This is a genomic window from Paraburkholderia sp. CNPSo 3274, assembly GCF_024206475.1.
Classification (GTDB): domain Bacteria; phylum Pseudomonadota; class Gammaproteobacteria; order Burkholderiales; family Burkholderiaceae; genus Paraburkholderia.
Genome location: NZ_JAMBPR010000001.1, coordinates 176572 through 198042, shown reverse-complemented (window position 1 = coordinate 198042; position 21471 = coordinate 176572). Strand labels below are relative to the sequence as shown.

The following is a 21471-nucleotide window of genomic DNA, read 5'->3' as shown; positions in this document are numbered from 1 at the left end:
TCCCTTCGTCTTGGCCCATTCGCTAATTCAGCGCTTTCCGATATCGCGAGTTCCCAATTTGCTGCATGCTGCGCGCCGGCGCTCGCGTTCGGCGTGAGCCGCCTGCGTGAGCGCGTGGCCGGCCCGTCCCGGCGCGCGGGCGCGCTGCGCCCTGTACCATTCACCGCACGCCGCACGGCAATGGCCACGCGGCGTGCGCGCAAACGAGGACCGGTCGATGCAACGAATAACACGAAAAACTGGCGGGTGGTGGACGTTGGCGCTTGCCCTGGTGCTGGGCATATGCCTGGCGTGGGCGTGGCGCGCCTATGCCGCGCGCGCGGTGAGCGTGTCGCCGCAGGGAACCGTGGCGCAGGTGCGCCAGGTGGTGGTGAAGTTCGACGAGGCCATGGTGGCGTTCGGCGCGCCCGATGCGAAGGACCCCGCGCGCCTGCAATGCACCAACGTAGCTGCCAGCGCGGGCCAGGGTCGGTGGATCGACGGCAAAACGTGGGCTTACGATTTCGCCGCCGACTTGCCGCCCGACGTGCAATGCAGCGTCATGCTCGCCGACGGGCTCAAATCGCAGGCGGGCAACGCAGTGACGGGCGTGCGCCGCTTCACATTCTCCACGGGCGGCCCGTTCCCGGTGAACGTGCGTCCCTACGGTGGCGAAATAGAGGAAAACCAGGCATTCGTGCTGAAGCTGAATGGCCCCGCCACGCCGGCTTCCGTGCGCGAACACGTATGGTGCGAGTCGGGCGGACTCGGCAACCGCATTCCGGTGCAGCCTGTCGATGCGTCCACGCGCGCGGCGCTGCTCAAGCATTTCCGGCTCGAAAAGGACAGCGCGAGCGTGCTCACGCTCACCTGCCAGCAAACGCTGCCCTCCAGCGCGAAGATGCAGCTCGTGTACGGAAAGGGCGTGCTCGGACCGAACGGCACGCCCAACGACGTGGAGCGCCGTTTCGACTTCACGGTGCGCGCGCCGTTCACCGCGAGCATGAGTTGCGAGCGCGAGAATGCGAAGGCGCCATGCACGCCGCTGCGGCCCGTGCGCATCGATCTGAGCGCGCCGATTGCGCGCGCCGACGCGCAGAAGTTCCGTTTGCAAGGGCCGAAGGGGGAAGTCGCGCCGACTTTCCGCCCAGACGACAAGGATAACGAAGTCAGCTCGATTTCATTCTCCGCGCCCTTGCCCGAGCGCGCGACGCTCACGATCACCGCACCCGCCGGCCTCAAGGACGCAAGCGGGCGAGCGCTCGCGAACGCCGATCTTTTCCCGCTGCATACGGCGACCGCGCCGATGCCGCCGCTCGCGAAATTCCCGTCCTCGACCTTCGGCATCATCGAGCGCTATGCGGAGCCGGGCACGCCGCCGCTCGTGCCGGTCACTTTGCGCAACGTCGAAGCCGACCTGCACGTGCAGGGGCTCAACGCGGGCGAGGCGAAGTTCGCAAAGCTCGCGGTGCAGTCCGATGCCGACATGCGCCGCTGGATGCGCCTCGTCGACCGATTCGACAATTTCGGCATGAGCGAGACGTCGATCGACAAGCTGATGCCGGGGCTGCTCGCGCGCGCGAAGTCGCCGGTGGTGATTCCGCGCACGACAGGCGAGGGGGGAGACGACGCGAAGGAGCGCATCATCGACGTGCGCTCGCTCTCGCTGCTCGAGGGCCAGCCCGGCGTGCAGACGCTCACGCTGCCCAAAGCCGATCCAAAAGCGTTGCGACCGTTCGAAGTGGTGGGCGTTCCCGTGCCGAAGCCGGGCTTCTACGTGATCGAACTCGCTTCGCCTTCGCTCGGCGCCTCCTTGCTCGGCAAGCCAGCGCCCATGTACGTGCGCACGACCGTGCTCGTCACCAATCTGGGCGTGCACTTCAAGCAAGGTCGCGAGAATAGCGTGGTGTGGGTCACATCGCTCGACAAGGGCGAGCCGGTAGCGGGCGCGGACGTGCACGTATCGGATTGCAATGGCGAGACGCTCGCCACGGGAAAGACGGATTCCCATGGACTACTGACGATAGACGGGCCGCTTTCGAATCGTCGTGACTGCGGCGAAAACAGCTTTAGCGGGCTGTTCGTTTCGGCGCGTATCGACGACCCGAAAACGGGTCCCGACATGGCCTTCGTGCAATCGGACTGGAATCGCGGCATCGAGTCGTGGCGCTTCAATGTGCCGACCGACACGAGCGTGGAGCCCACGGTGCGCGCGCGTACCGTGTTCGACCGTACGTTGCTGCGCGCGGGCGAGACGGTGTCGATGAAACACTTCATCCGCGCCCAGACGATGCATGGCTTCGTGTTCCCGCAGCAATACCCTACGCGCGTGACGATACGCCACGCCGGCAGCGGGCAGACCTGGCATCTGCCGCTCAAGTGGGCCGCAGACCATACGGCAGACTCTACCTTTGTGTTGCCGCCCGAAGCGAAGCTCGGCGAATACGACGTCTCGCTCGACGACGGGGACGCGAACGCGAGCACGGCAAGCGTTGGCAACGACGAAGCGGACAACGGCGCGGACGCCATTCATATGAGCTACGACAGCGGCAGCTTCCGCGTGGAAGCATTCCGCTTGCCGGTGCTCAAGGGCACGATCGCTGTACAGAACGAGAAAACTTCGCCGCTCGTCGCCGCCACGCAGGCGAGCGTTGCGGTGCAGATCGATTATGTGTCGGGCGGCGCGGCTTCAAATCTGCCCGTGCAGGTTTCGGCGCTCGTGAAGGACACGACGCCGTCATTCGCCAGCACGTACAGCGATTTCAGTTTCGCGCCGTATGTGAGCGGGAGCCAGGCCGACAACACGTCCGAAGACGAGGATAGCGGCCCACAGGAGGGCAACGCGGTTGCGAAGCTCGTGGCCGACAAGGAGCCGCTCACGCTCGACCGCAACGGTGCGGGTACGCTCGTGCTGAAGAACCTGCCGGGCGTGGATGCGCCAAGGCGCCTCGCGCTCGAAGCGACCTTCGCGGACCCGAACGGCGAAGTGCAGACCATCAGCGGCGCGGCCACGCTCTGGCCCGCTGCCGTGGTGGCGGGCATCAAGTCGGGGCATTGGGTCTCCGTGGGCAGGACGGTGCCGGTCACCGCGCTTGCGCTCGATCTGCAGGGCAAGCCGCACGCGGGCGTGAAGCTCGAAGTGCGTGGTGTGGCGAAGATCACGACGACTTCGCGCAAGCGCATGGTGGGCGGTTTCTACGCCTACGACAACCACACGGAAACGCGCGATCTCGGCACGCTGTGCAGCGGCACGAGCGACGATCACGGCTTGCTCACGTGCGACGCGAAACTCAAGGAAGCGGGCGACATCCAGCTCGTGGCCACGGCGCGCGACGGCGACGGCCATGCCTCGACGGCAACGACCTCGGTATGGGTCACGCGCGAGGACGAACTCTGGTTCGGCAGCGAGAACACGGATCGCATCGACGTGTTGCCCGAAAAGACGAGCTACGAACCCGGCGAGACTGCGCGCTTCCAGGTGCGTATGCCGTTTCGCTTTGCGACGGCGCTCGTGGCCGTGGAGCGCGAGGGCATCATCGAAACGCACGTGGTTCAACTCGACGGGCGCGACCCGACCGTCGAATTGAAGGTGAGCGACACATGGGGGCCCAACGTCTACGTTTCGGTGCTCGCGCTGCGTGGGCGCATTCACGAAGTGCCGTGGTATTCGTTCTTCACCTGGGGGTGGAAAGCGCCGCTCGAATGGGCGCGCGCGTTCTGGTACGAAGGCCGCCAGTACGAGGCGCCCACGCCGCTCGTCGATCTTTCGAAGCCTGCTTTCCGTTACGGGCTCGCGCAAATCCGCGTGGGCGACGCGGCGCACCGCCTCGCGGTGAGCGTGACGCCCGACGCGAAACGCTACGCGGTACGCGCAACGTCGCACGTACAGTTGCGCGTGCAACTTCCGGGCGGTCAGCCGGTGCCGGCGGGTACGCAGATCGCCGTGGCGGCCGTGGATGAAGCGCTGCTCGAACTCATGCCCAACCGCAGTTGGGATCTGCTCGACGCCATGCTGCAGCAACGCGCCTACGGCGTGGAGACGGCTACGGCGCAAATGGAGATCGTCGGGCGGCGGCACTTCGGGCGCAAGGCGGTGCCGGCGGGCGGCGGCGGCGGGCATGGCGCGACGCGCGAACTCTTCGACACGCTGCTCTACTGGAACCCGCGCGTCACGCTCGATGCGAAGGGCGAGGCGCAAGTGAACGTGCCGCTGAACGACTCGATCACGCGTTTTCGCATTGTCGCAATTGCGGCGAGCGGGGTGGCGCGCTTCGGCACGGGCAGCGCGACGATCGAGAGCACGCAGGATCTGCAGCTGATCTCGGGCCTGCCGCCGCAGGTGCGCGAAGGCGACATCTTCCGCGCGCAGTTCACGCTGCGCAATACGACCACGCGCGCGATGAAAGTGCTGGTCACGCCGAACGTGCCGCCGCTCGCGCTCGCCGCGCAGACCGTGGACCTCGCACCCAATTCGTCGCGTGAGATTGCGTGGACAGCAGCGGTTCCCGACGATCTCGCCGAAGCGGAGCGGCCCGCGCTCGTGTGGAACGTGAGCGCGGCGGAGCAGGGCGGCGCGCATGCGGCGGACGCGGTGAAGCTCGCGCAGCAGGCGAGCGCGGCAATCCCCGTGACGGTGCAGCAGGCCACGCTCGCGCAAGTGGACGGCACGCTCTCGATTCCCGTTGCGCCGCCGGCCAACGCGAGCATGACGCGTGCAGGCGTGGTGCGTGGCGGCATTGCGGTGTCGCTGCAGCCGAAGCTTGCGGACGGCCTGCCCGGCGTGCGCCGCTGGTTCACGCGCTATCCGTATTCCTGCCTCGAGCAGCAAACGTCGATAGCGATCGGCCTGCGGGATCCGGTGCGCTGGCAGGCGGAACTTGCGCGCATGCCGGTGTATCTGGACCACGACGGCCTCGCGAACTACTTCCCGCCTGCCGACGACAGCGCGAGCCGTGGCAGCACCGCGCTCACCGCGTATCTGCTCACAGTGAGCGACGAGGCGTCGAAGCTCGACCCGCGCTTCGCGCTTCCGGACGCGTTGCGCAGCAAGATGGTGGAGGGCCTCACGCGCTTCGTGGAAGGCCGCATCGAGCGCAACTCCTGGGCGCCGCGCCGCGATCTCGATCTGCGCAAGCTCGCCGCCATCGACGCCCTATCGCGCTATGGCGCGGCGAACGCACGCCAGTTCGGCTCGATCGAGATCGCGCCGAACCAGTGGCCCACGTCGGCGGTGATCGACTATGCGGAGAGTCTCGCGCGCATGCGCGATGTGCCGGATCGCGCGGAAAAGCTGGCGCAGCTCGAGCAGATCCTGCGCTCGCGTCTCACATGGCAGGGCACGCAGCTTACGTTCTCGACGGCCGCCGAAGACGATTTGTGGTGGCTCATGACGGGCACGGAGGTCAACGCGGCGCGCCTCGCGCTGGCCTTTGTCGATAACCCCGCGTGGAAGGAGGAAATGCCGCGGCTCGTGGCGGGCCTGCTCGCGCTGCAACGCAACGGCGCATGGAGCACGACGACGGCGAACGCGTATGGCTCGCTCGCGGTCGAGCGCTTCTCGCGCGTGTTCGAGCACGATCCGGTGACGGGCGTGACGAAGATCCAGTTCGGCGATACGTCTCGCGTCGTTGGCTGGAACGCGGCGTCGCAAGCGGCGTCGCAATCGGCACCGGGCGCCAGCGGGGCCACGGCGGCGACGCTAAACGCACCCGCGCGCAGCACGCTGCTCGCATGGCCAAAGCAGAACGCGGGCGCGCCGCTCACGTTGACGCAGGAAGGAAGCGGCAAGCCGTGGGCCACGGTGGAAAGCCTCGCGGCGGTCGCGTTGCGTGCGCCGTTCGCGGCGGGCTATCGCATCACGAAGACCATCACGCCGGTGGACGCCGCGGCGAAGGGCGTGTATACGCGTGGCGACGTCGTACGCGTGCGCCTCGACATCGACGCACAGACCGATATGACGTGGGTGGTCGTGAACGACCCGATTCCCGCGGGCGCGACGATCCTCGGCTCCGGGCTCGGGCGCGATTCGGCCGTGGCGACCCAGGGCGAGAAGCAGGACGAGAACGGTCCGTGGCCCGCGTTCATCGAGCGCGGCTTCGACGGTTATCGCGCCTATTACGAGTTTCTGCCGAAGGGCAAAGTCTCGGTGGAGTACACGGCGCGGCTCAACAACGTCGGCACCTTCGGGTTGCCGCCCACGCGCGTGGAGGCGCTCTACGCGCCGGCCACGTTCGGCGTCGCGCCGAATGCGCCGGTGGTTGTGAAGGCGGCGCCATGAGCGGCCCATTCGCGCTACGGCATCGCGGTATGGGGGCACTCGGCGTTGCCGCGCTGTGCCTCGTGCTGCTGCCGTTGCCCGCGTTCGCACTGCCGACTTTCGATGACGTGCGCGGCCAGTGGAAAAGCTCCGACTGGGTCCTGCTGGCGCGCGACGGCACGCCGTTGCAGCGCACGCGGGTGGAACACACCGCGAGGCGCGGCGACTGGGTCGCGCTCGCCGACGTTTCGCCCGCGCTGCGCGAGGCAATCGTCGTTTCGGAGGACAAACGATTCTACGAGCACAGCGGCGTCGACTGGCGTGGCGCGACGGCCGCCGCCTGGGCGAACCTGTGGAGTACTCGCACGCGCGGGGCATCCACGGTCACGATGCAGCTCACAGGCCTGCTCGACGACGACCCGAAGCACTCGGGCCAGCGCTCGCTCGCGCAAAAGGCCGTCCAAGCCGTGGACGCGCTGCGGCTCGAGCGCAGTTGGCGCAAGGATCAGATTCTCGAGGCGTATTTGAACCTCGTGCCGTTCCGTGGCGAGGCAGTGGGTCTTTCCGCGCTTTCGCAAACGCTGTTCGGCAAGGCACCGTCGGGGCTCGACGAACGCGAATCGGCCGTCGCCGCCGCGCTGATCCGCGCGCCCAATGCGCCTTATACGAAGGTCGCCATGCGCGCGTGCCGCATCCTGCGCGACATGCGCGCAGCGAACGTCGATAGCGGCTGCCCGAATCTCGATGCCTTCGTGCAGATGGCGTTCGCGCGCCCGGCCATCGCCGCCGACGACCCCTCGTTCGACGGGCGCAGCGAAAACTCGCCGCAGCTGGCACCCCACTTCGCGCGCCAGATCGCGAACGCCGTGCATCCCGCGCCCGGCATGCGCGTGCGCTCGACGCTCGACGCGAACCTGCAACGCTACGCGCGCGACACGCTCACGCGCACGCTCATCGAACTCAATGCGCGCGCGCATCCGCGCAATGTGCAGGACGGCGCGGTCGTCGTTCTGGATAACGCAACGGGCGAAGTGCGCGCGTGGGTCGGGTCATCAGGAGGCCTGTCGAAGGCGCGCGAGGTCGACGCGGCGCTCGCGTTGCGCCAGGCAGGCTCGACGCTCAAGCCTTTTCTTTACGCCGAGGCCATCGACGAGCGCCGCGTGACGACCGCGTCGCTGCTCGACGACGCCCCGCTCGATCTCGCGGCGGGCGGCGGCCTCTACATGCCGCAGAACTACGACAAGGGCTTCAAGGGCTGGGTGAGCGTGCGCACCGCGCTCGGCTCGTCGCTGAACGTGCCGGCCGTGCGCACGCTCGTGATGGTTACGCCGCATCGATTCGCGAAGACGCTCACGGCGCTCGGCCTGCCGCTCACGCAGGCGGGCGACTACTATGGCTTCAGTCTCGCGCTGGGCAGCGCGGACGTGAGCCTCGTCACGCTCACCAATGCGTATCGCGCGCTGGCCAATGGCGGCGTCGTGAGCCCGATCGCCGAATTGCCTGCGCCAGCGAAGTCCGCATCGAATAGCGCGTCGAAGCGGGTATTCAGCCGTGAGTCCGCGTTCATCGTCACGGACGTGCTCGCCGACAACAATGCGCGCACGCGTACCTTCGATTTCGACAGTCCGCTGGATACGCGCATGTTTTCCGCGGTCAAGACGGGCACGAGCAAGGACATGCGCGACAACTGGACCGTGGGCTTCACGTCGCGCTATACGGTGGGCGTGTGGGTCGGTAACGCGGATGGCTCGCCCATGTGGGACGTCTCGGGCGTGACCGGCGCGGCGCCGGTGTGGGCTGCCATCGTCGGCTATCTGCATCGGCGCGTGCCGAGTGTCGCGCCTGCCGCGCCGCCTGGCGTCGAGCGCGTGCGCGTGCAGTTCGCCAATGCGGTGGAGCCTTCTCGCAACGAGTGGTTCATCGCGGGCACGTCTACGCCGCTAGTGGGGCTCGCATCGAATGCAGCCGATCTCGCGCGTGGACCCGCGCAAATCGGCAGCCCCGTGGACGGCACCATTGTCGCGCTCGATCCCGACATTCCCGCGCAGCGTCAGCGTGTCTGGTTCGAGCGTGCGACGGGCTCGAATGCGCGCGTGAACTGGCGCCTGGACGGCAAGGCGTTGGGCGGCGCCGCGCGCGTCGCGTGGCTGCCCTGGCCGGGCAAGCACACGCTCGAACTCGTCGATGCGAGCGGGCAGGTGACCGATACCGTGCGCTTCGAGGTCCGCGGCGCGACTACGAAGCCACGGAAGTCGGTGCGCGCCGACGCCGCGCAAGGCGGCGTAGCGCGCTGAAGGAGAGGCAAGCGCCTTTAATTCGCGGGCGCGGTCGCAGCGGTTGCCGCCGGTGCCGGTTGGGTGCCTTGCGCCCCCGGCTGCTGCATCGTTTGCTGATTCCCTTCCCAGCCGCCGCCCAGCGCGAGGAACAACCGCACCTGGTCGAGCGCGACCTGGCCTTCGGCGGCGGCGACCTGCGCGTGCACACTGGTGAGCGTGCGCGTGGCATCGAGGTCGGAGAGGAACGCTTCGCGGCCCGCCCCATACAGACGATGCGTTTCGTCCGCCGACTGCTGCGCGGACGTATAGGCCGTGCGCAGCGCATCCGCGCGCTGGTCGTCGGCGGCATACGTCGCGAGGCTCGACTGCGTTTCGCGCAGCGCGTTGAGCACCACGCCGTCGAAGTGCGCGAGCGCGCCGCCCGTCGCGGCCTCTGCGGCGCGCACGCGGTCGCGCTGGCCGTTGACCGGGAAGGTCCAGCTGATCAGGGGGCCGAATGACCAGGCATTGGTCGCCGGGGTGAACAGGTCGCTGGTCAGGCCGATCGTGCCCACGCCCGCGCCGAACGTGACGTCGGGGTACATCTCGGCGATCGCTACACCAATGCGCGCCGTCGATGCCGCGAGTTGACGTTCCGCCTCGCGCACGTCGGGGCGGCGCTTGAGGAGCGCGGCGCCGTCACCGACGGGAATCGGCTGCTTGAGCCTGGGCAGGCGGTTGCACGCGAGCGCGGCGGGGGGCAGGTCCTTGGGCGCGCGCGCGAGCAGCATGGCGAGCTGGTATTGGGCGACGCGGCGGTGTCCCTCGAAGCGCGGGATATCGGCGGCGATCGTATTGGCCTGGGTCTGCCCGCGCGTCACGTCGGGCTGGTTGCCACGGCCCGCGTCGCGCAGGCGCTTCGTGAGCGCCACGCGCTCGTTCTGCAGCTTGAGCGATTCCTGCGCGATCTGCAGTTCTTCGGCGGCCGAGCACGATTCCACGTAAGCCTGCGCCACGTTGGCGACCACGGTGATGCGCGCGAGATCGGCCGCGGCTTCCACGGCCGCGTCGTCGGCGCGCGCGGCCTCCACGCCGCGCCGGAGCTTGCCGAACAGGTCGAACTCGTACGACACGTTGACGCCGAGGTCGCCCAAGGTCGCGACAGGCACCTTTTCGAACAGGAGAAACTGCTCGCCCGACACCTGCGCGCGCTCGGCGGAGGCATGCGCGTTGCCCGAGAAGCCGCCCTGTGCGTTGGCGACGTCGACCGCCGCGCGCGAGCGCGCGAGATTCGCCGCCGCCACGCGCAGATCCGTGTTCGACTTCAGCGCTTCCTGCACGAGTTCGTTGAGCGTGGGGTCGTCATAGAGCTGCCACCAGTTGGCGGGCACGCCCAGTTGCGAGACCGGCGCATGGTCCGCGCCTTCAATCGGCCCCTGCGCGAGCGGCGCATTGACCACGGCTTCCTGCGGCACGTGGTAGTTGGGACCGAGCGTGATGCACGCGCCCAGCGCGAGCGTGAGCGGCGCGAGCGCGAGCTTGGGTGAGACGTTTGGCCAGAAGCGGCGGCGCGAGAGGCTGCGGCGTGTCATTGCGAAGCTCCGGCAGCCTGGGAAGCGGGGGGGGCGGGGGCGCTCGCACCCGTAGCGGGCTGCGAGGCGACGGCGCCGCTGGCATTATTCGCGCGCGCGGCCTGGCGGTCGTTGCCCGCTTCGGTGCGCACGGCCACGGTTGCCGTGCGGCCCGCGATCATGCGGAAATCGTCGGGCACTTCATCGAGTGCCACGCGCACCGGAATGCGCTGCGCGAGACGCACCCAGCTGAACGCCGGATTCACGTTGGGCAGCAGGTTCGGCGCCGCCTGGCGGTCGCGGTCCTCGATCGCTGCGACGATGCTTTGCACATGACCACGCAGCGGGCGCGTCTCGCCCATCACCGTGATCTCCACGGGTTGGCCGATTTGAATGCCGTGCAGGCGCGTTTCCTCGAAGTAGCCGTCCACGCGGAACGAATGCATGTCCACCACGGCGACCACCGCGCGGCCTGCCGTGACGTACTCGCCAACACGCGGCGCGCGGTCGTTCAAATAGCCGTCCACGGGGCTCACGATCGTCGTGCGCTGAAGATTGAGCTTGGCGGTGTCGACCTGGACCTGGGCGTCGGCCGCCGCGGCTTCGCCCTGATCGACGCGCGTGCGGCTTTCCTCCAGCGTTTCCGCCGCCACGAGATTGCCGAGCGCGATATTGCGCGCGTACTCGCGCTTTGCCTGGGCGAGCGTGGCCTTGCGCTGCTCGAGCGAAGCCTGGGCGAGGCGCAGCGCGAGCGAATAGCGCGCCTGGTCGATCACGAACAGCACCTGGCCTTGCTTGACTTGCTGGTTGTCGGCTACGTCGACGCTGGTGATGAGGCCGCCGACGTCGGGCGCGACCTGGATCACGTCGGCGCGCACGCGGCCGTCGCGCGTCCAGGGCGAGAACATGTAGTAGTTGACGATGCGCCACAGCACGAGGGCGGCGACCACGACGACGATGAGCGTCAGCAGGATCTGTCCTGCGGAGAACCAGGTTTTTTTCACGTTCACGTTAATTCACGAAGCGATGCGACACGATGATGACGGCAGCCAGCACAAAGACGTAGATGCCGAGATCGAAAATGGAACGATGCCACACGAGCCGGTAAAAGCCGACGCGCGTGAGCACCTTGCCGATCACGACATTGATGAGGTACGCGATCAGCATCAGCACGAGCACGGCGGGCACGAACACGCCAAAGATATCGATTTCGCCGATCATGATGCGGGTTTCGAAAAAGGACGGGAGGGATGCGCGCTCATACCGTGGCCTCCGGGCTGGATGGCGATTGCGCCGCAAGAGCCGGATAGAGCGCGATGCGCAGGCCCACCAGCGCGTGCAGCGTGTCGCGCAGCCAGCGCTGCGAGACGAGCGCGCGCGGCGCGGGCTGGGCATCTGCGTCGGCAAGGGCGGCGGGCGGCAGTTGCGCGCGCGCGCGGGCCGCGACGCGGCGCATGGCGTCGTCGATGTTGGCGAGTAGCGCGGACGGGGCGTCCTGACGCGCGCTCGCCCGCGCGCAGCGCGCATAGTGGTCGCTTACGCCCGCGAGCACGCGGTCGATCGCGTCGGGCACGTCGCCGTCGAGCTTGTGGCGCGAGCGGCGCAAATCGAGCGAATTGAGCGCGATACGCAGGTCGCGGAAGCTCTCGATCGACGGATGGCGGTGCTCGTCGGAAGCCGCGAGACGCGGAATGAGCTGCATGAGGCGATCGACCATGCGCGAGGTGAGATTGCGCTGGTCCGCGACAGGCGTGTCCGATGCCGACAGCGCGACGTCGCTCCAGCTCGAGCGCAAGAGGCGCCGCGCCGCGAGTTCGGCGCCGAACGGGCGCGTGACGCGCGTCCAGAGATAGGCGAACAGGAGGCCCGCCACGCCGGCAATATTGCTATTCAGGAATATAAAGAAGTCTGACTCGTACGCACTCTGCACGCTGATGAAGGTGGCCGTGTTCACGGCCACGAGCATCGTCACCATGTTGAAGGCCGGGCGCGGAATGAGCGTGCCGATCAGGATGAACGGGCCTGCAAACAGCAGCACGAGCATCGCGAAGTCGTGCACCTTGGGCAGCGCGACGAAAAGATAAAGGCCCGCGAATACCACGCTCGCCGCGGTGGCGAGGAAAAAGCGGAACACCAGCGGCGCGGGCTCGTCGGACGCCGCAAAAAAGCAGCAGGCCACGGCCGCAAGCGTCACCGCGCCCGCGCCGTCGTGCCAGCCCGAACTGACCCATAGCCAGCAGGCCACGAGAATCGCGCTCACCGGCACGAGGCACGAGAACACCATGAGGCCGCGATCGTAGAAGCGTTCGGTGCCCCCAAGGCGCCAGTGACGATAGCGCGGCCGCCACGAGCCGATTTTCGCTTCGTGCGCGATGAGCGCGCGCAGTGCGCGGCAGTCCTGCCAAACGTCGATCACCTGGCCAAGCCGCCAGAGCGCGTTCGAGAGCAGCGCGCCTTCCCAGCTCGAGAGCGCATCGCGCGCGGGCTGCAGCGTCGCGATGCGCTTGCGCAGATTCTCTGCGGTCGGGTCGCCCGCGTCGTCGTGCATCTCGGCGGCGCGCGTGGGCAGCGGTTCGTCGAACCAGCGCGCCGCGTCGGCGAGCAGGCTATTCAGACCCTCTGGCCACACGTGCAGATCGCGGCGCAGCGCGACGAGCGGGTCGGCGAGCGCGGAGATCATCGGCAGAAAGAGCTGCATGCGCCCGCGCAGCGACTCGGCGCGCTCAAGGATTTCGGGGTGCGTGTGGTCGTAGCTCAGCTGGCTCAGCAGGAATTCGAGCTGGTTGACCGTGGCGGCGAGACGTTGACGGCAGGCCGAAAGCGCCTTGCCCGCAATATGGCCCGAGAGCGTTTCGCTGCCGTACCAGGCGGCGTCGCGGAACCATGCGTCGGCGCGCTCGATGAGCGTGGGCGCGAGGCGGCTAGGCAGGAAGTTGCTGCCCACCACACTCGCGCAAATGATGCCGACCGTAATTTCCTGCGTGCGCGCGATCGCCACGTCGAACACGGTGGTGGGATCGGTCACGGTGGGCAGCGCGATGAGGGGCATCGTATAGCCCGCGAGCATGAACACATAACTGCGCGCGGTGCGGTCGGAGATCGCCAGATAGAGCAGCGTGCCCGTCCAGGTCGCGACGATCGCGCTGAAGAGCAGCGGCGTTTCGACGAAGGGCGGCACGAGCACGATGGCGGCGGCCGCGCCGAGCGCGGTGCCGAGCGCGCGGTAAAGCGCCTTCGAGCGCGTGGCGCCCACGAACGGGTTCGAGACGATGTACACGCTGGCCATCGCCCAATAGGGGCGCGGCAGCTGAAATTTGAGCGCGATATAGAGCGCGAGCATCGACGCGGCGAAGGTCTTGACCGAAAAGAGCCAGTCGCGGATGGAGGGGTAGGTCATGAGTCCGCTGTCCGCTTTCAGTCGTGTAAGGCCCGGTCAGCCTGGTCTGCGGGAGGGGCTGCATTGAACGCGTTGAGCACGCGCAGCGTCGCTTCGAGGTCGGCGCGGCTCACGCCCTTGAGCACGCGGGCGCGCAGCGAGCGCAGTTCGTCCTCCATGCGCTCGGTCACGGCGCGGCCTTCGCTCGTGAGCGAGATCGTTTTCGCGCGGCGGTCGTCGGGGTCTTCGTCGCGGCGCACGAGGCCTGCGGCGCAGAGTTGGTCGAGCAGACGCACGAGCGAAGGGCCTTCGATGCCCACGTGCTCCGCAAGCGTCACCTGGCGCACGGCTTCGCCAAGCCGACCGGCGGTGAGAAGCGGCGCGGCGCATGCTTCGGAGACGTTGTATGCGGTGAGGGCGCCGTGCGTCGTGCGCCGCCATTTGCGTGCCGCCACGACGAGCGTACTGCTAACCGCAAGACGTAAAGTATGAAGATTTGACATCGGCGGATGATAGCCCAAAGCGATTCGATAGCAAACTATCTTTTTCTTTCGCGGCGCCACGAATCGGATGGTATGCGACTCGTGGGCAGCCTGCTTTCTATCTGGTGCGCGGTGACGCGTACGGCCAACAGTGCGCGAGGGCGCGGCTTTTTTGGCGTTGTTTTATACGCGCTTAACTATTTGACCAGCGGGAAAGCAGGGTGGGAAGCTGCACCATGTCGGTGAAGACGTGCGCAACGCCCGCTTCGAGCAGCGCCTGCGCGCTGCTGTGGCCGGGCTCGGGCGGGCTGTAGCCGAACACGGTGGCGCCCGCCGCGAGGCCCGCGCGCGCGCCCGTGACCGTGTCCTCGATCACGGCGCAGCGGGCGGGCTCCACGCCAAGACCGGCCGCCGCCGCGAGGTAGACATCGGGATGCGGCTTGCTACGCGGCGTTTCGTGGCCGCTGTAGATGTGACGGTCGAAGCAGTCGAGCAGGTTCACCTTGCGCAGTTGCAACTCGACCTTGCGCCGGTCCGCACCCGAGGCGACGGCGATGCGCCCATTCATTGCCGCGTGCACCGCGCGAACGGCCGCGGGCGCGCCCGGGATCTCGACGAGATCGCGCTCCAGCGCTTCATTGCGGCGCGCGCGAAAGCCTTCGAGCCAGGCGTCGGTAATCGCAAAGCCCGTATGCGCCTCGATGCGCGCGGCTTCGTCTTTCACGGCCTTGCCGACGAAGATGCGCATGGCTTCGTCAACCGGGAGCGTCCAGCCGAGTTCGCCCAGCATCTGCGTGAGCACCACGTGCGTAATGCGTTCCGAGTCGACGAGAACGCCGTCGCAGTCGAAGAGGATGGCGTCGAAAGGGATGGGGGACATCGTTTGCCTGCGGTTGCTGTTGCGGTCGTCATGCGGCGCGCATTGGTATCGCAGTCAGAGGACGGAAAGCGGGATCGCGCACGCGAGAGCGCGATGATAACCGGGGTCGCGTTTGCGTGGGCTTTTCGCGGGCAAGTCGCAGAGGCGGGCCGGCCCGCCGTGCAGGGTGCGGCGTTGGTCCGCCGGTGCGAAACGATGGACAATAGCGTACCCAATCGCCACCCAACCGCTCTCATGTCCACCGACGACAAGAACCCCACCACAGCGTCCGACGAACTCCCCGGCCGCGCCAGCTACACACAATTCGCCGAACGCTACGCCGAACAGGCCCCCGTCAAGCCGCACAACGCGCTCTACGAGCGGCCCGCCACTCGCTCGCTGCTTGGCGCGGTGGCGGGGCTCGACGTGCTCGACGCGGGCTGCGGGCCCGGCATCGTGAGCGCGGAACTGGCGGGCGACGGCGCTCGCATGCAGGCCTTCGACGTCACGCCCGCGATGGTCGAACTGGCTAAGGCGCGTTGTGCTGGCCTCGCGGTCGACATCGCGCAGGGCGACCTCGCGCGGCCGCTCGAATGGCTCGCGAGTGCTTCGGTCGATCGCATTGTGTGCTCGCTTGCCCTCGACTACGTCGAGCACCTCACGCCGACGTTTCAGGAGTTCCACCGTGTGGCGCGCCCCGGCGCGCAGCTGGTGTTTTCAATGTCCCATCCCATGCGCGACTGGATCGACACGCGCACGCGCGGTTCGCGCAGCTACTTCGAGACGACGCGATTCGGCCTGCATTGGGGCGGCTTCGGCGAGCCGAAGCCGTGGGTGGAAGCGTTCAGGCGCCCGCTTGCCGATATCTTCAACGCGCTCATGGAAGCGGGCTGGGCCATCGACCGCGTGCTCGAGCCCATGCCGCAACCGGAAATGAAGGCGGTGTCGCCGGCGCTGCACGCAGAGCTGGTGCAGGCGCCGGCGTTCATCTGCGTGCGCGCGCGGCGCGTTTGAGTGGTCGAGCGGCCGCGTGGCGCTGAAAGCGCTTAACGTCGCGTTTCGCGCGAGCCGGCGGAAAGCGACTCTTCGAGCGCGGCAACCCCAGCGGGCAGATTGACCTTCACGCCGAGATCGCTCATCGTGCGGCCAAGCGCGTGCACGGTGCGAAAGAGGTTGTGCTCGCGGCACTGCTCGCCCATCTGCCCGATGCGAACGATCGGGAGACCGAACGATCCCGCGATCTCCACCTGGTATTGCTGCGAGATGTGATTGCACACCTCGCGCGCGGTGACGCCCTCGGGCAGCCCGATGCCGACCACGGAATTCAGGCGGCACGTTTGCGGCGTATAAAGCGCGAGGCCGAGCGCGCTCACGCCGCTTTGCAGCGCGAGCGAGCAGCGCAGGTGGCGCGCGTAGCGTTTTTCGAGCGTTTCCGTGCACACGAGGCGCAGCGCCTCGTGCAGCGCCAGCACGCCCGAGACGGGCGCAGTGTAGTGATAGCCGGCGTTGTGCCAGAAGTTTTCGGCGAGCATGGCGTCGAGGCACCAATGCGTGTTCGGCGCGGTGCGCGTGCGCACGCGCTCCCAGGCGGCGTCCGAAAAGGCGATGAGCGAAACGCCAGGGATCGAAGAGAGGCCTTTTTGCCCGCCCGTGATGACGACGTCGATGCCCCAGGCGTCCATTTCCAGCGGCATGGTGCTCAGCGTGCAGACGGCGTCGACCACCACGAGCGCGCCGGCGGCCTTCGCGAGCTGCACGATTTCCTTGAGCTCGCGGTTCCACACTGTATTGGAAGTTTCGCCGTGCACAATCGTGACGACAGCCGGGCGCGTGCGCTCGATGGCTTGCGCCACGGCTTCGAGCGAGGCGATCTCGCGGTCGGCCACGTCGAGCGTGGTGACCTCGGCGCCGACGCGGCCCGCCATTTCGGCCATGCGTTGGCTGAAGAAGCCATTGACGATGGAGAGCACGCGGGTGCCTGGCCACGCGAGGTTCGAGATCGCCATTTCCATGGCCGCCGAGCCGGGGCCTGCCACGCCGAGCACCCAGTTCGAACGCGTCTGGAACACGTAGCGTGCCATCGTCTTCACCTGGTGAATGACGCGCGCCATGGTGTCGCCGAGGTGATTGATGACGACGGTGTTGGCCTTGGCCACGGCGTCGGGGATCGGCACGGGGCCCGCACCCATCATGAGGAGCGGCTCCTCGGGCAGGATGCGGTCGAGCGTTTCGACGATGGGGCAAGGCACGGGCGCGGCCTCGGCCGCTGCCGCCGCTGTGCGCGAAGTGGCCAGCGGATCGGGGTGGAGCGCGTTGTCGTTCATCTTGAGTACCTGGTTTTACCTTGAAGGGGGTTGCGTGAGACGCGCGCCTGGCGCGCCTTCAGGCAGTGTTGTGCGGCGCGGCAGCGCTGGCCATGTACAGTTGCGCGGTATTTTTCTGAACAGTCGTACGGGCGGCGCTGCGGCCCGCTGCGGCATTGCGGCAGCCACCCTATAATCAATCGCATCGCCAGATAATGCAAGGAAGACAGCGCATGTCGCAATTCGCCGTAGACAATCCGTTTCTTGAAACGCTCGGTGTGAGCGTCGCGCAGTGGCGCGAGGGCTATGCGGAACTCGTAATGCCCATCGACGCCTCGAAGCTCAATCGCCAGGGCGTGCTGCAAGGCGGCGCGATTGCCACGCTGCTCGACGCCGCTGCGGGCTACGCGGGGCTCTTCGCGCCGCTTGGCGACCCGCCGCGTCATGGCTTCACGCTCTCGCTCACGACCAACTACCTCGACAAGGGCCTTGGCCAATTCGTGCGCGCGAAGGGGTTTCTGGAGCGCGGCGGCCGCTCGATCTTCTTTGCGCGCGCCGAGGCGTGGGTCGATGACCGCGTGCTGATCGCGAGCGCGCAGGGGACCTTCAAGTATTCGTATCCGAACAAGGCATGATCGAAGCGTCTTCCAGTTGAATCGGTATCCGAAATAATTTCACCGATATGCAGAAGCCCGCCACTTCGACCGAGGGGCGGGCTTTTTAACGCTGCGCGCGGACACTTATCCCAGCAGCAACGCGTCGTCGTCGAGCTTCTCGTGGCGGTTCTGCTCGAACATGCGCAGCAAGTCCGGCACGTCGAGGCCACGGCGCGCATCGCCCGAAACGTCGAGCACAACCTGCCCCTGGTGCAGCATCACCGTGCGCTGCCCGTAGTCGAGTGCCTGGCGCATGCTATGCGTGACCATCATGGTCGTGAGCTTCGCCTCTTCCACAATCCGTGCGGTCAACTCCAGCACGAACGCGGCCGTTTTCGGATCGAGCGCCGCCGTATGCTCGTCGAGCAGCAGGATACGCGAAGGCTGCAGTGACGCCATCAGTAGACTCACCGCCTGGCGCTGGCCGCCCGAAAGCAGGCCGATGCGATCGGTCAGGCGATTTTCCAGGCCCAGATTCAAGAGACGCAGTTTCGCGCGAAACAGCTCGCGATCCTGCTTCTTCAGCGCGGGGCCGAAGCCGCGGCGCTTGCCGCGCGCCATCGCGAGCGCCATGTTTTCTTCGATGGTGAGCGCCTCGCAGGTGCCGGTCATCGGGTCCTGGAACACGCGTGCGACGAGATGCGCGCGGTCCCATGCCTGTTTCTTCGTGACGTCCTGGCCGTCGATGGTGATCGTGCCGCTATCCACCCTCTGGTCGCCGCTGATCGCGTTGAGGAACGTGGACTTGCCCGCGCCGTTCGAGCCGATGACGGCCACGAACTGGCCGCTCGGAATGTCGAGCGTGAGGCCGCGCAGCGCGCGTGTTTCGATCGGCGTGCCGGGGTTGAAAGTCAGTCTGAGGTCTTTGGCGCTTAGCATCTCATGCCCTCCCATTCTTGCGGCCAAACAGCTTCTTGCGCGTGGCGGGCAGCACGAGCGCGATCGTCACGAGCACGGCGGTGACGAGATTCAGGTCCTGCGCCTTCAGGCCGATGAAGTCGCTGTTGAGCGCAAGCGCAATGAAGAAGCGATAAAGAATCGCGCCGAGCACGGCGGCGAGCGTGGTGAGCATGAGCCGGCGCGCGGGCAGGATGCTCTCGCCGATGATCACCGCCGCAAGCCCGATCACGATGGTGCCGATGCCCATCGAAATGTCCGAGCCGCCCTGGGTTTGCGCGAAGAGCGCGCCAGCCAAAGCGACGAGCGCGTTGGAGAGCGCCATGCCGGCGAGTGTCGCGCGGCCGGTGGCGATGCCCTGTGCGCGCGCCATGCGGGGGTTCGCGCCAGTCGCGCGCAGCGCGAGGCCGTATTGCGACGAAAAGAACCCGTCCACGCCGAACTTCGCGGCCAGCACGACGACGAAGAGCGCGAGCGGACGCAGCACGTAGTCGGGCAGCCATGCGGGCTGGATGATCGTGAAGACCGTGGACTCGGAAATGAGCGGCACGTTCGGCGCGCCCATCACGCGCAGGTTGATCGAATAGAGCGCGATCATCATCAGGATGCTCGCGAGCAGATCCATGATCTTCAGGCGCACGTTGAGCCAGCCGGTGATGAAGCCGGCGATGGCGCCCGCCACGATCGCACAGGCCGTGGCGAGAAACGGATCGTGACCGGCTGCGATCAGCGTGGCCGCCACGGCGCCACCCAGCGGGAAGCTGCCGTCGACGGTGAGGTCGGGGAAGTTGAGGATGCGAAACGAGATCAGCACCCCGAGGGCCACGAGACTGAAGATCAAGCCGATCTCGAGCGCGCCCAGAAGCGAGTAGAGGGACATGGGGAAGAATCCTGTTGCGGTCTGCGGCGGCGGTGCGCCGGAGTCGACGCGCGGCGCACCGCCCGGATGGGGCGGCGCGCCGTTGCGCACGTAAGTGGCCTTTATCGGGCCTGGCAGTGTGACTGCGTGCGATGCGCCATGCCGGCGCCCACGCCTGCGGCTTACTTCACGACCGTGGTCGCGTCCTTGAGCAGGTCGGCGGAGAGCGTCACGCCCTGCTTTTGCGCGGCGGCCGGGTTCACGAACAGTTGCAGCTTGCTGCTGGTCTCCGAGGCGATCGCGCCGGGCTTCTCGCCCTTGAGAATGCGCACGACGACCTTGCCCGTCTGATGGCCGAGGTCGCTGTAGTCGATGCCGAGCGCGGCGATGGCGCCGCGCTTCACGCTGTCGGTATCCGAGGCGACGAGCGGGATCTTGGCGTCGTTGGCGACCTTCACGAGCGCTTCGTAAGCCGAAACGACGTTGTTGTCGGTGTTCGTGTAGATCACGTCGACCTTGCCGATCAGGCTCTTCGCAGCGGGGCCGATGTCCACGGTGCGCGGCGCGGCGGCTTCCTTGAGTGTCATGCCCTGTTGCGCGAGGAGTGCCTTGAGCGCCTTCACGACGACGACCGAATTCGCTTCGCCGGGGTTATAGACCATGCCGACGGTCTTCGCATTGGGTACGACGCGCTTGATGAGCGCGACCTGCTTGTCGAGCGGCAGCTTGTCGGAAACGCCGGTCACGTTCGTGCCGCTGGGCGTCCACGTCTTGACGAGCTGCGCGGCCACCGGATCGGTCACGCCCGAGTACACCACGGGCACGGACTTCGTTGCGGCTACAACGGCTTGTGCCGAAGGCGTCGCGATGGCAACGATCGCGCTCGGGTTGTCGCCCACGAACTTGCGTGCGATCTGTGCGGCGGTGCCGGTGTTGCCCTGCGCGCTCTGGTATTCCCACTTGAGGTTCTTGCCGGCGTCGTAGCCCGCGGCTTTGAGTTCATCGCGCACGCCGTCGCGGATCGCGTCGAGCGCGGGGTGCTCGACGATCGAAAGCACTTCCACAGTCGCGGTTTCGGCGGCGCGTGCGGCGCCCGAAGTCAGCGCGAGCGCGGCGGCGCTGGCGATCAGGGAAAGGGTGGCGGCAATGGTTGCCTGCTTGAAGGTCTTCATTCTGTTTGATCTCCCCCGAGTGCTGGGTTCTTGCGGTTTTTTGGATCTGCACGGTGCGGCGTCGCCGGCTTCACGCGTGGCGCGAGAGCACGCGGCATGCGCCGTAGTGGTGCATGCGGGCGCGGCGAGGGAGCGAGGATACCACCGTCTCTTGCGGGGCTGGAACGCGCTGGCGGGTCAGTGAGGCGGGCGCGCCACGGTGTCGCGCAGATTAATTCGAAATTACACGATCCGATTATGAGAAAAATCCGCGCTTTGGTGAAATATTTCTCATTTTTCGGATTGGGATGCAGAAATTGGAGTTGGTGTGAGATTTATGACGACAGTACGACAAATGCAAGGGTTTTATTTTAATGATTTCGTAATATTTATCCTTTTGGATCAATGATTTGGCGCGTTTTGCATTTAGGGTATTCCCGGAATCTTGATAATTAGACAGGCGATTTTATTGCGATAAAAATTAATCTTGAGTTTCTCGTGCAAGTTGCGATTCGTCGATCAGATTTTGTTGAAATTAAAATAACGATCGGGAGTGTGTAAAAATCAAAAAAACCGGTGATTCCGTACACCCGCGCCGGACGGTCATTCCAGCCTGGTGAGTGGCCCGCCCCCAGTCTGACGGGCTATTTTTCTGAGCTTTTTCAAGCGCTTTCCAGTACTCCCCTCAATTGACGGATGTAAAAACTCAAATCGATATCCGAAAAAACCCTTGGTTGCGGTGAAATTCGATTATTGATAGCATCCGCGGGTCGCTGATTCGGGCCGGTCCACCTTTCCGGTATGAATTGCAGCGAACGGGGCAGGCG

Annotated in this window: 14 protein-coding genes; 4 read left to right on the top strand and 10 right to left on the bottom strand. The window is 66.6% G+C overall.

Annotation, left to right across the window (positions count from 1 at the left end):
- Positions 1 to 217: 217 nt before the first annotated feature.
- Both M3I54_RS00760 and pbpC read left to right on the top strand, forming a co-directional pair.
- Positions 218 to 6256 (top strand): MG2 domain-containing protein, encoded by a 6039-nt coding sequence (locus M3I54_RS00760; protein WP_254332212.1) that lies wholly within the window; start codon positions 218 to 220, stop codon positions 6254 to 6256.
- A gap of 29 nt (positions 6257 to 6285) precedes the next feature.
- A complete protein-coding gene (pbpC, locus tag M3I54_RS00755; RefSeq protein WP_254332325.1) occupies positions 6286 to 8529 on the top strand; it encodes a penicillin-binding protein 1C in 2244 nt (747 codons plus the stop codon).
- 17 nt (positions 8530 to 8546) lie between these two features.
- On the opposite strand, the gene M3I54_RS00750 is transcribed toward pbpC, so the two are convergent.
- The 6 genes from M3I54_RS00750 to M3I54_RS00725 form a co-directional block, all read right to left on the bottom strand.
- A complete protein-coding gene (locus M3I54_RS00750) occupies positions 8547 to 10082 on the bottom strand; it encodes an efflux transporter outer membrane subunit (RefSeq protein ID WP_254332210.1) in 1536 nt (511 codons plus the stop codon).
- Positions 10079 to 11065: an HlyD family secretion protein gene (locus M3I54_RS00745; RefSeq protein ID WP_254332324.1), complete on the bottom strand. Its 987-nt coding sequence runs from the start codon at positions 11063 to 11065 to the stop codon at positions 10079 to 10081. The genes M3I54_RS00750 and M3I54_RS00745 overlap by 4 nt, the downstream gene beginning before the upstream one ends.
- Positions 11066 to 11072: 7 nt before the next feature.
- Entirely contained in the window at positions 11073 to 11282 is a 210-nt protein-coding gene (locus tag M3I54_RS00740) for a DUF1656 domain-containing protein (RefSeq protein WP_027818583.1), read from the bottom strand.
- A gap of 37 nt (positions 11283 to 11319) precedes the next feature.
- Positions 11320 to 13458, bottom strand: a complete 2139-nt coding sequence (locus M3I54_RS00735; protein WP_254332208.1) for an FUSC family protein — start codon at positions 13456 to 13458, stop codon at positions 11320 to 11322.
- Between the two features lie 17 nt (positions 13459 to 13475).
- Entirely contained in the window at positions 13476 to 13940 is a 465-nt protein-coding gene (locus M3I54_RS00730; protein WP_028203102.1) for a MarR family winged helix-turn-helix transcriptional regulator, read from the bottom strand.
- A 172-nt stretch (positions 13941 to 14112) separates the two neighbouring features.
- On the bottom strand, positions 14113 to 14799 hold the full coding sequence (locus tag M3I54_RS00725) for an HAD family phosphatase (RefSeq protein ID WP_254332207.1): 687 nt from the start codon (positions 14797 to 14799) through the stop codon (positions 14113 to 14115).
- A 234-nt stretch (positions 14800 to 15033) separates the two neighbouring features.
- Between M3I54_RS00725 and M3I54_RS00720 the strand changes: the two genes are divergently transcribed.
- Positions 15034 to 15792 (top strand): class I SAM-dependent methyltransferase, encoded by a 759-nt coding sequence (locus M3I54_RS00720; protein ID WP_254332206.1) that lies wholly within the window; start codon positions 15034 to 15036, stop codon positions 15790 to 15792.
- Positions 15793 to 15824: 32 nt separating this feature from the next.
- On the opposite strand, the gene M3I54_RS00715 is transcribed toward M3I54_RS00720, so the two are convergent.
- Positions 15825 to 17102, bottom strand: coding sequence for an alanine--glyoxylate aminotransferase family protein (locus M3I54_RS00715; protein WP_309249580.1), 1278 nt, complete (start codon positions 17100 to 17102; stop codon positions 15825 to 15827).
- Between the two features lie 212 nt (positions 17103 to 17314).
- On the opposite strand from M3I54_RS00715, the gene M3I54_RS00710 reads away from it, so the two are divergent.
- A complete protein-coding gene (locus M3I54_RS00710; RefSeq protein WP_254332205.1) occupies positions 17315 to 17716 on the top strand; it encodes a PaaI family thioesterase in 402 nt (133 codons plus the stop codon).
- A gap of 105 nt (positions 17717 to 17821) precedes the next feature.
- Here the strand turns inward: M3I54_RS00710 and M3I54_RS00705 are convergent, their stop codons facing one another.
- From M3I54_RS00705 to M3I54_RS00695, 3 genes are all read right to left on the bottom strand, one after another.
- On the bottom strand, positions 17822 to 18616 hold the full coding sequence (locus tag M3I54_RS00705; protein WP_254332204.1) for an ABC transporter ATP-binding protein: 795 nt from the start codon (positions 18614 to 18616) through the stop codon (positions 17822 to 17824).
- Between the two features lies 1 nt (position 18617).
- The gene (locus M3I54_RS00700; RefSeq protein ID WP_254332203.1) at positions 18618 to 19514 is read right to left on the bottom strand and encodes an ABC transporter permease; all 897 of its coding nucleotides are present in this window, start codon (positions 19512 to 19514) and stop codon (positions 18618 to 18620) included.
- 161 nt (positions 19515 to 19675) lie between these two features.
- Entirely contained in the window at positions 19676 to 20665 is a 990-nt protein-coding gene (locus tag M3I54_RS00695) for an ABC transporter substrate-binding protein (protein ID WP_254332202.1), read from the bottom strand.
- Between the last annotated feature and the right edge of the window lie 806 nt (positions 20666 to 21471).

Excerpts from the sequence above, each read along its gene's own strand:
- M3I54_RS00725 (WP_254332207.1), bottom strand. The coding sequence starts at position 14,799 with ATGTCCCCCATCCCTTTCGACGCCATCCTCTTCGACTGCGACGGCGTT.
- M3I54_RS00730 (WP_028203102.1), bottom strand. The coding sequence starts at position 13,940 with ATGTCAAATCTTCATACTTTACGTCTTGCGGTTAGCAGTACGCTCGTC.
- M3I54_RS00715 (WP_309249580.1), bottom strand. The coding sequence starts at position 17,102 with ATGAACGACAACGCGCTCCACCCCGATCCGCTGGCCACTTCGCGCACA.
- M3I54_RS00750 (WP_254332210.1), bottom strand. The coding sequence starts at position 10,082 with ATGACACGCCGCAGCCTCTCGCGCCGCCGCTTCTGGCCAAACGTCTCA.
- M3I54_RS00705 (WP_254332204.1), bottom strand. The coding sequence starts at position 18,616 with ATGCTAAGCGCCAAAGACCTCAGACTGACTTTCAACCCCGGCACGCCG.
- M3I54_RS00720 (WP_254332206.1), top strand. The coding sequence starts at position 15,034 with ATGTCCACCGACGACAAGAACCCCACCACAGCGTCCGACGAACTCCCC.
- M3I54_RS00740 (WP_027818583.1), bottom strand. The coding sequence starts at position 11,282 with ATGATCGGCGAAATCGATATCTTTGGCGTGTTCGTGCCCGCCGTGCTC.
- M3I54_RS00710 (WP_254332205.1), top strand. The coding sequence starts at position 17,315 with ATGTCGCAATTCGCCGTAGACAATCCGTTTCTTGAAACGCTCGGTGTG.
- M3I54_RS00700 (WP_254332203.1), bottom strand. The coding sequence starts at position 19,514 with ATGTCCCTCTACTCGCTTCTGGGCGCGCTCGAGATCGGCTTGATCTTC.
- pbpC (WP_254332325.1), top strand. The coding sequence starts at position 6,286 with ATGGGGGCACTCGGCGTTGCCGCGCTGTGCCTCGTGCTGCTGCCGTTG.
- M3I54_RS00760 (WP_254332212.1), top strand. The coding sequence starts at position 218 with ATGCAACGAATAACACGAAAAACTGGCGGGTGGTGGACGTTGGCGCTT.
- M3I54_RS00735 (WP_254332208.1), bottom strand. The coding sequence starts at position 13,458 with ATGACCTACCCCTCCATCCGCGACTGGCTCTTTTCGGTCAAGACCTTC.
- M3I54_RS00695 (WP_254332202.1), bottom strand. The coding sequence starts at position 20,665 with ATGAAGACCTTCAAGCAGGCAACCATTGCCGCCACCCTTTCCCTGATC.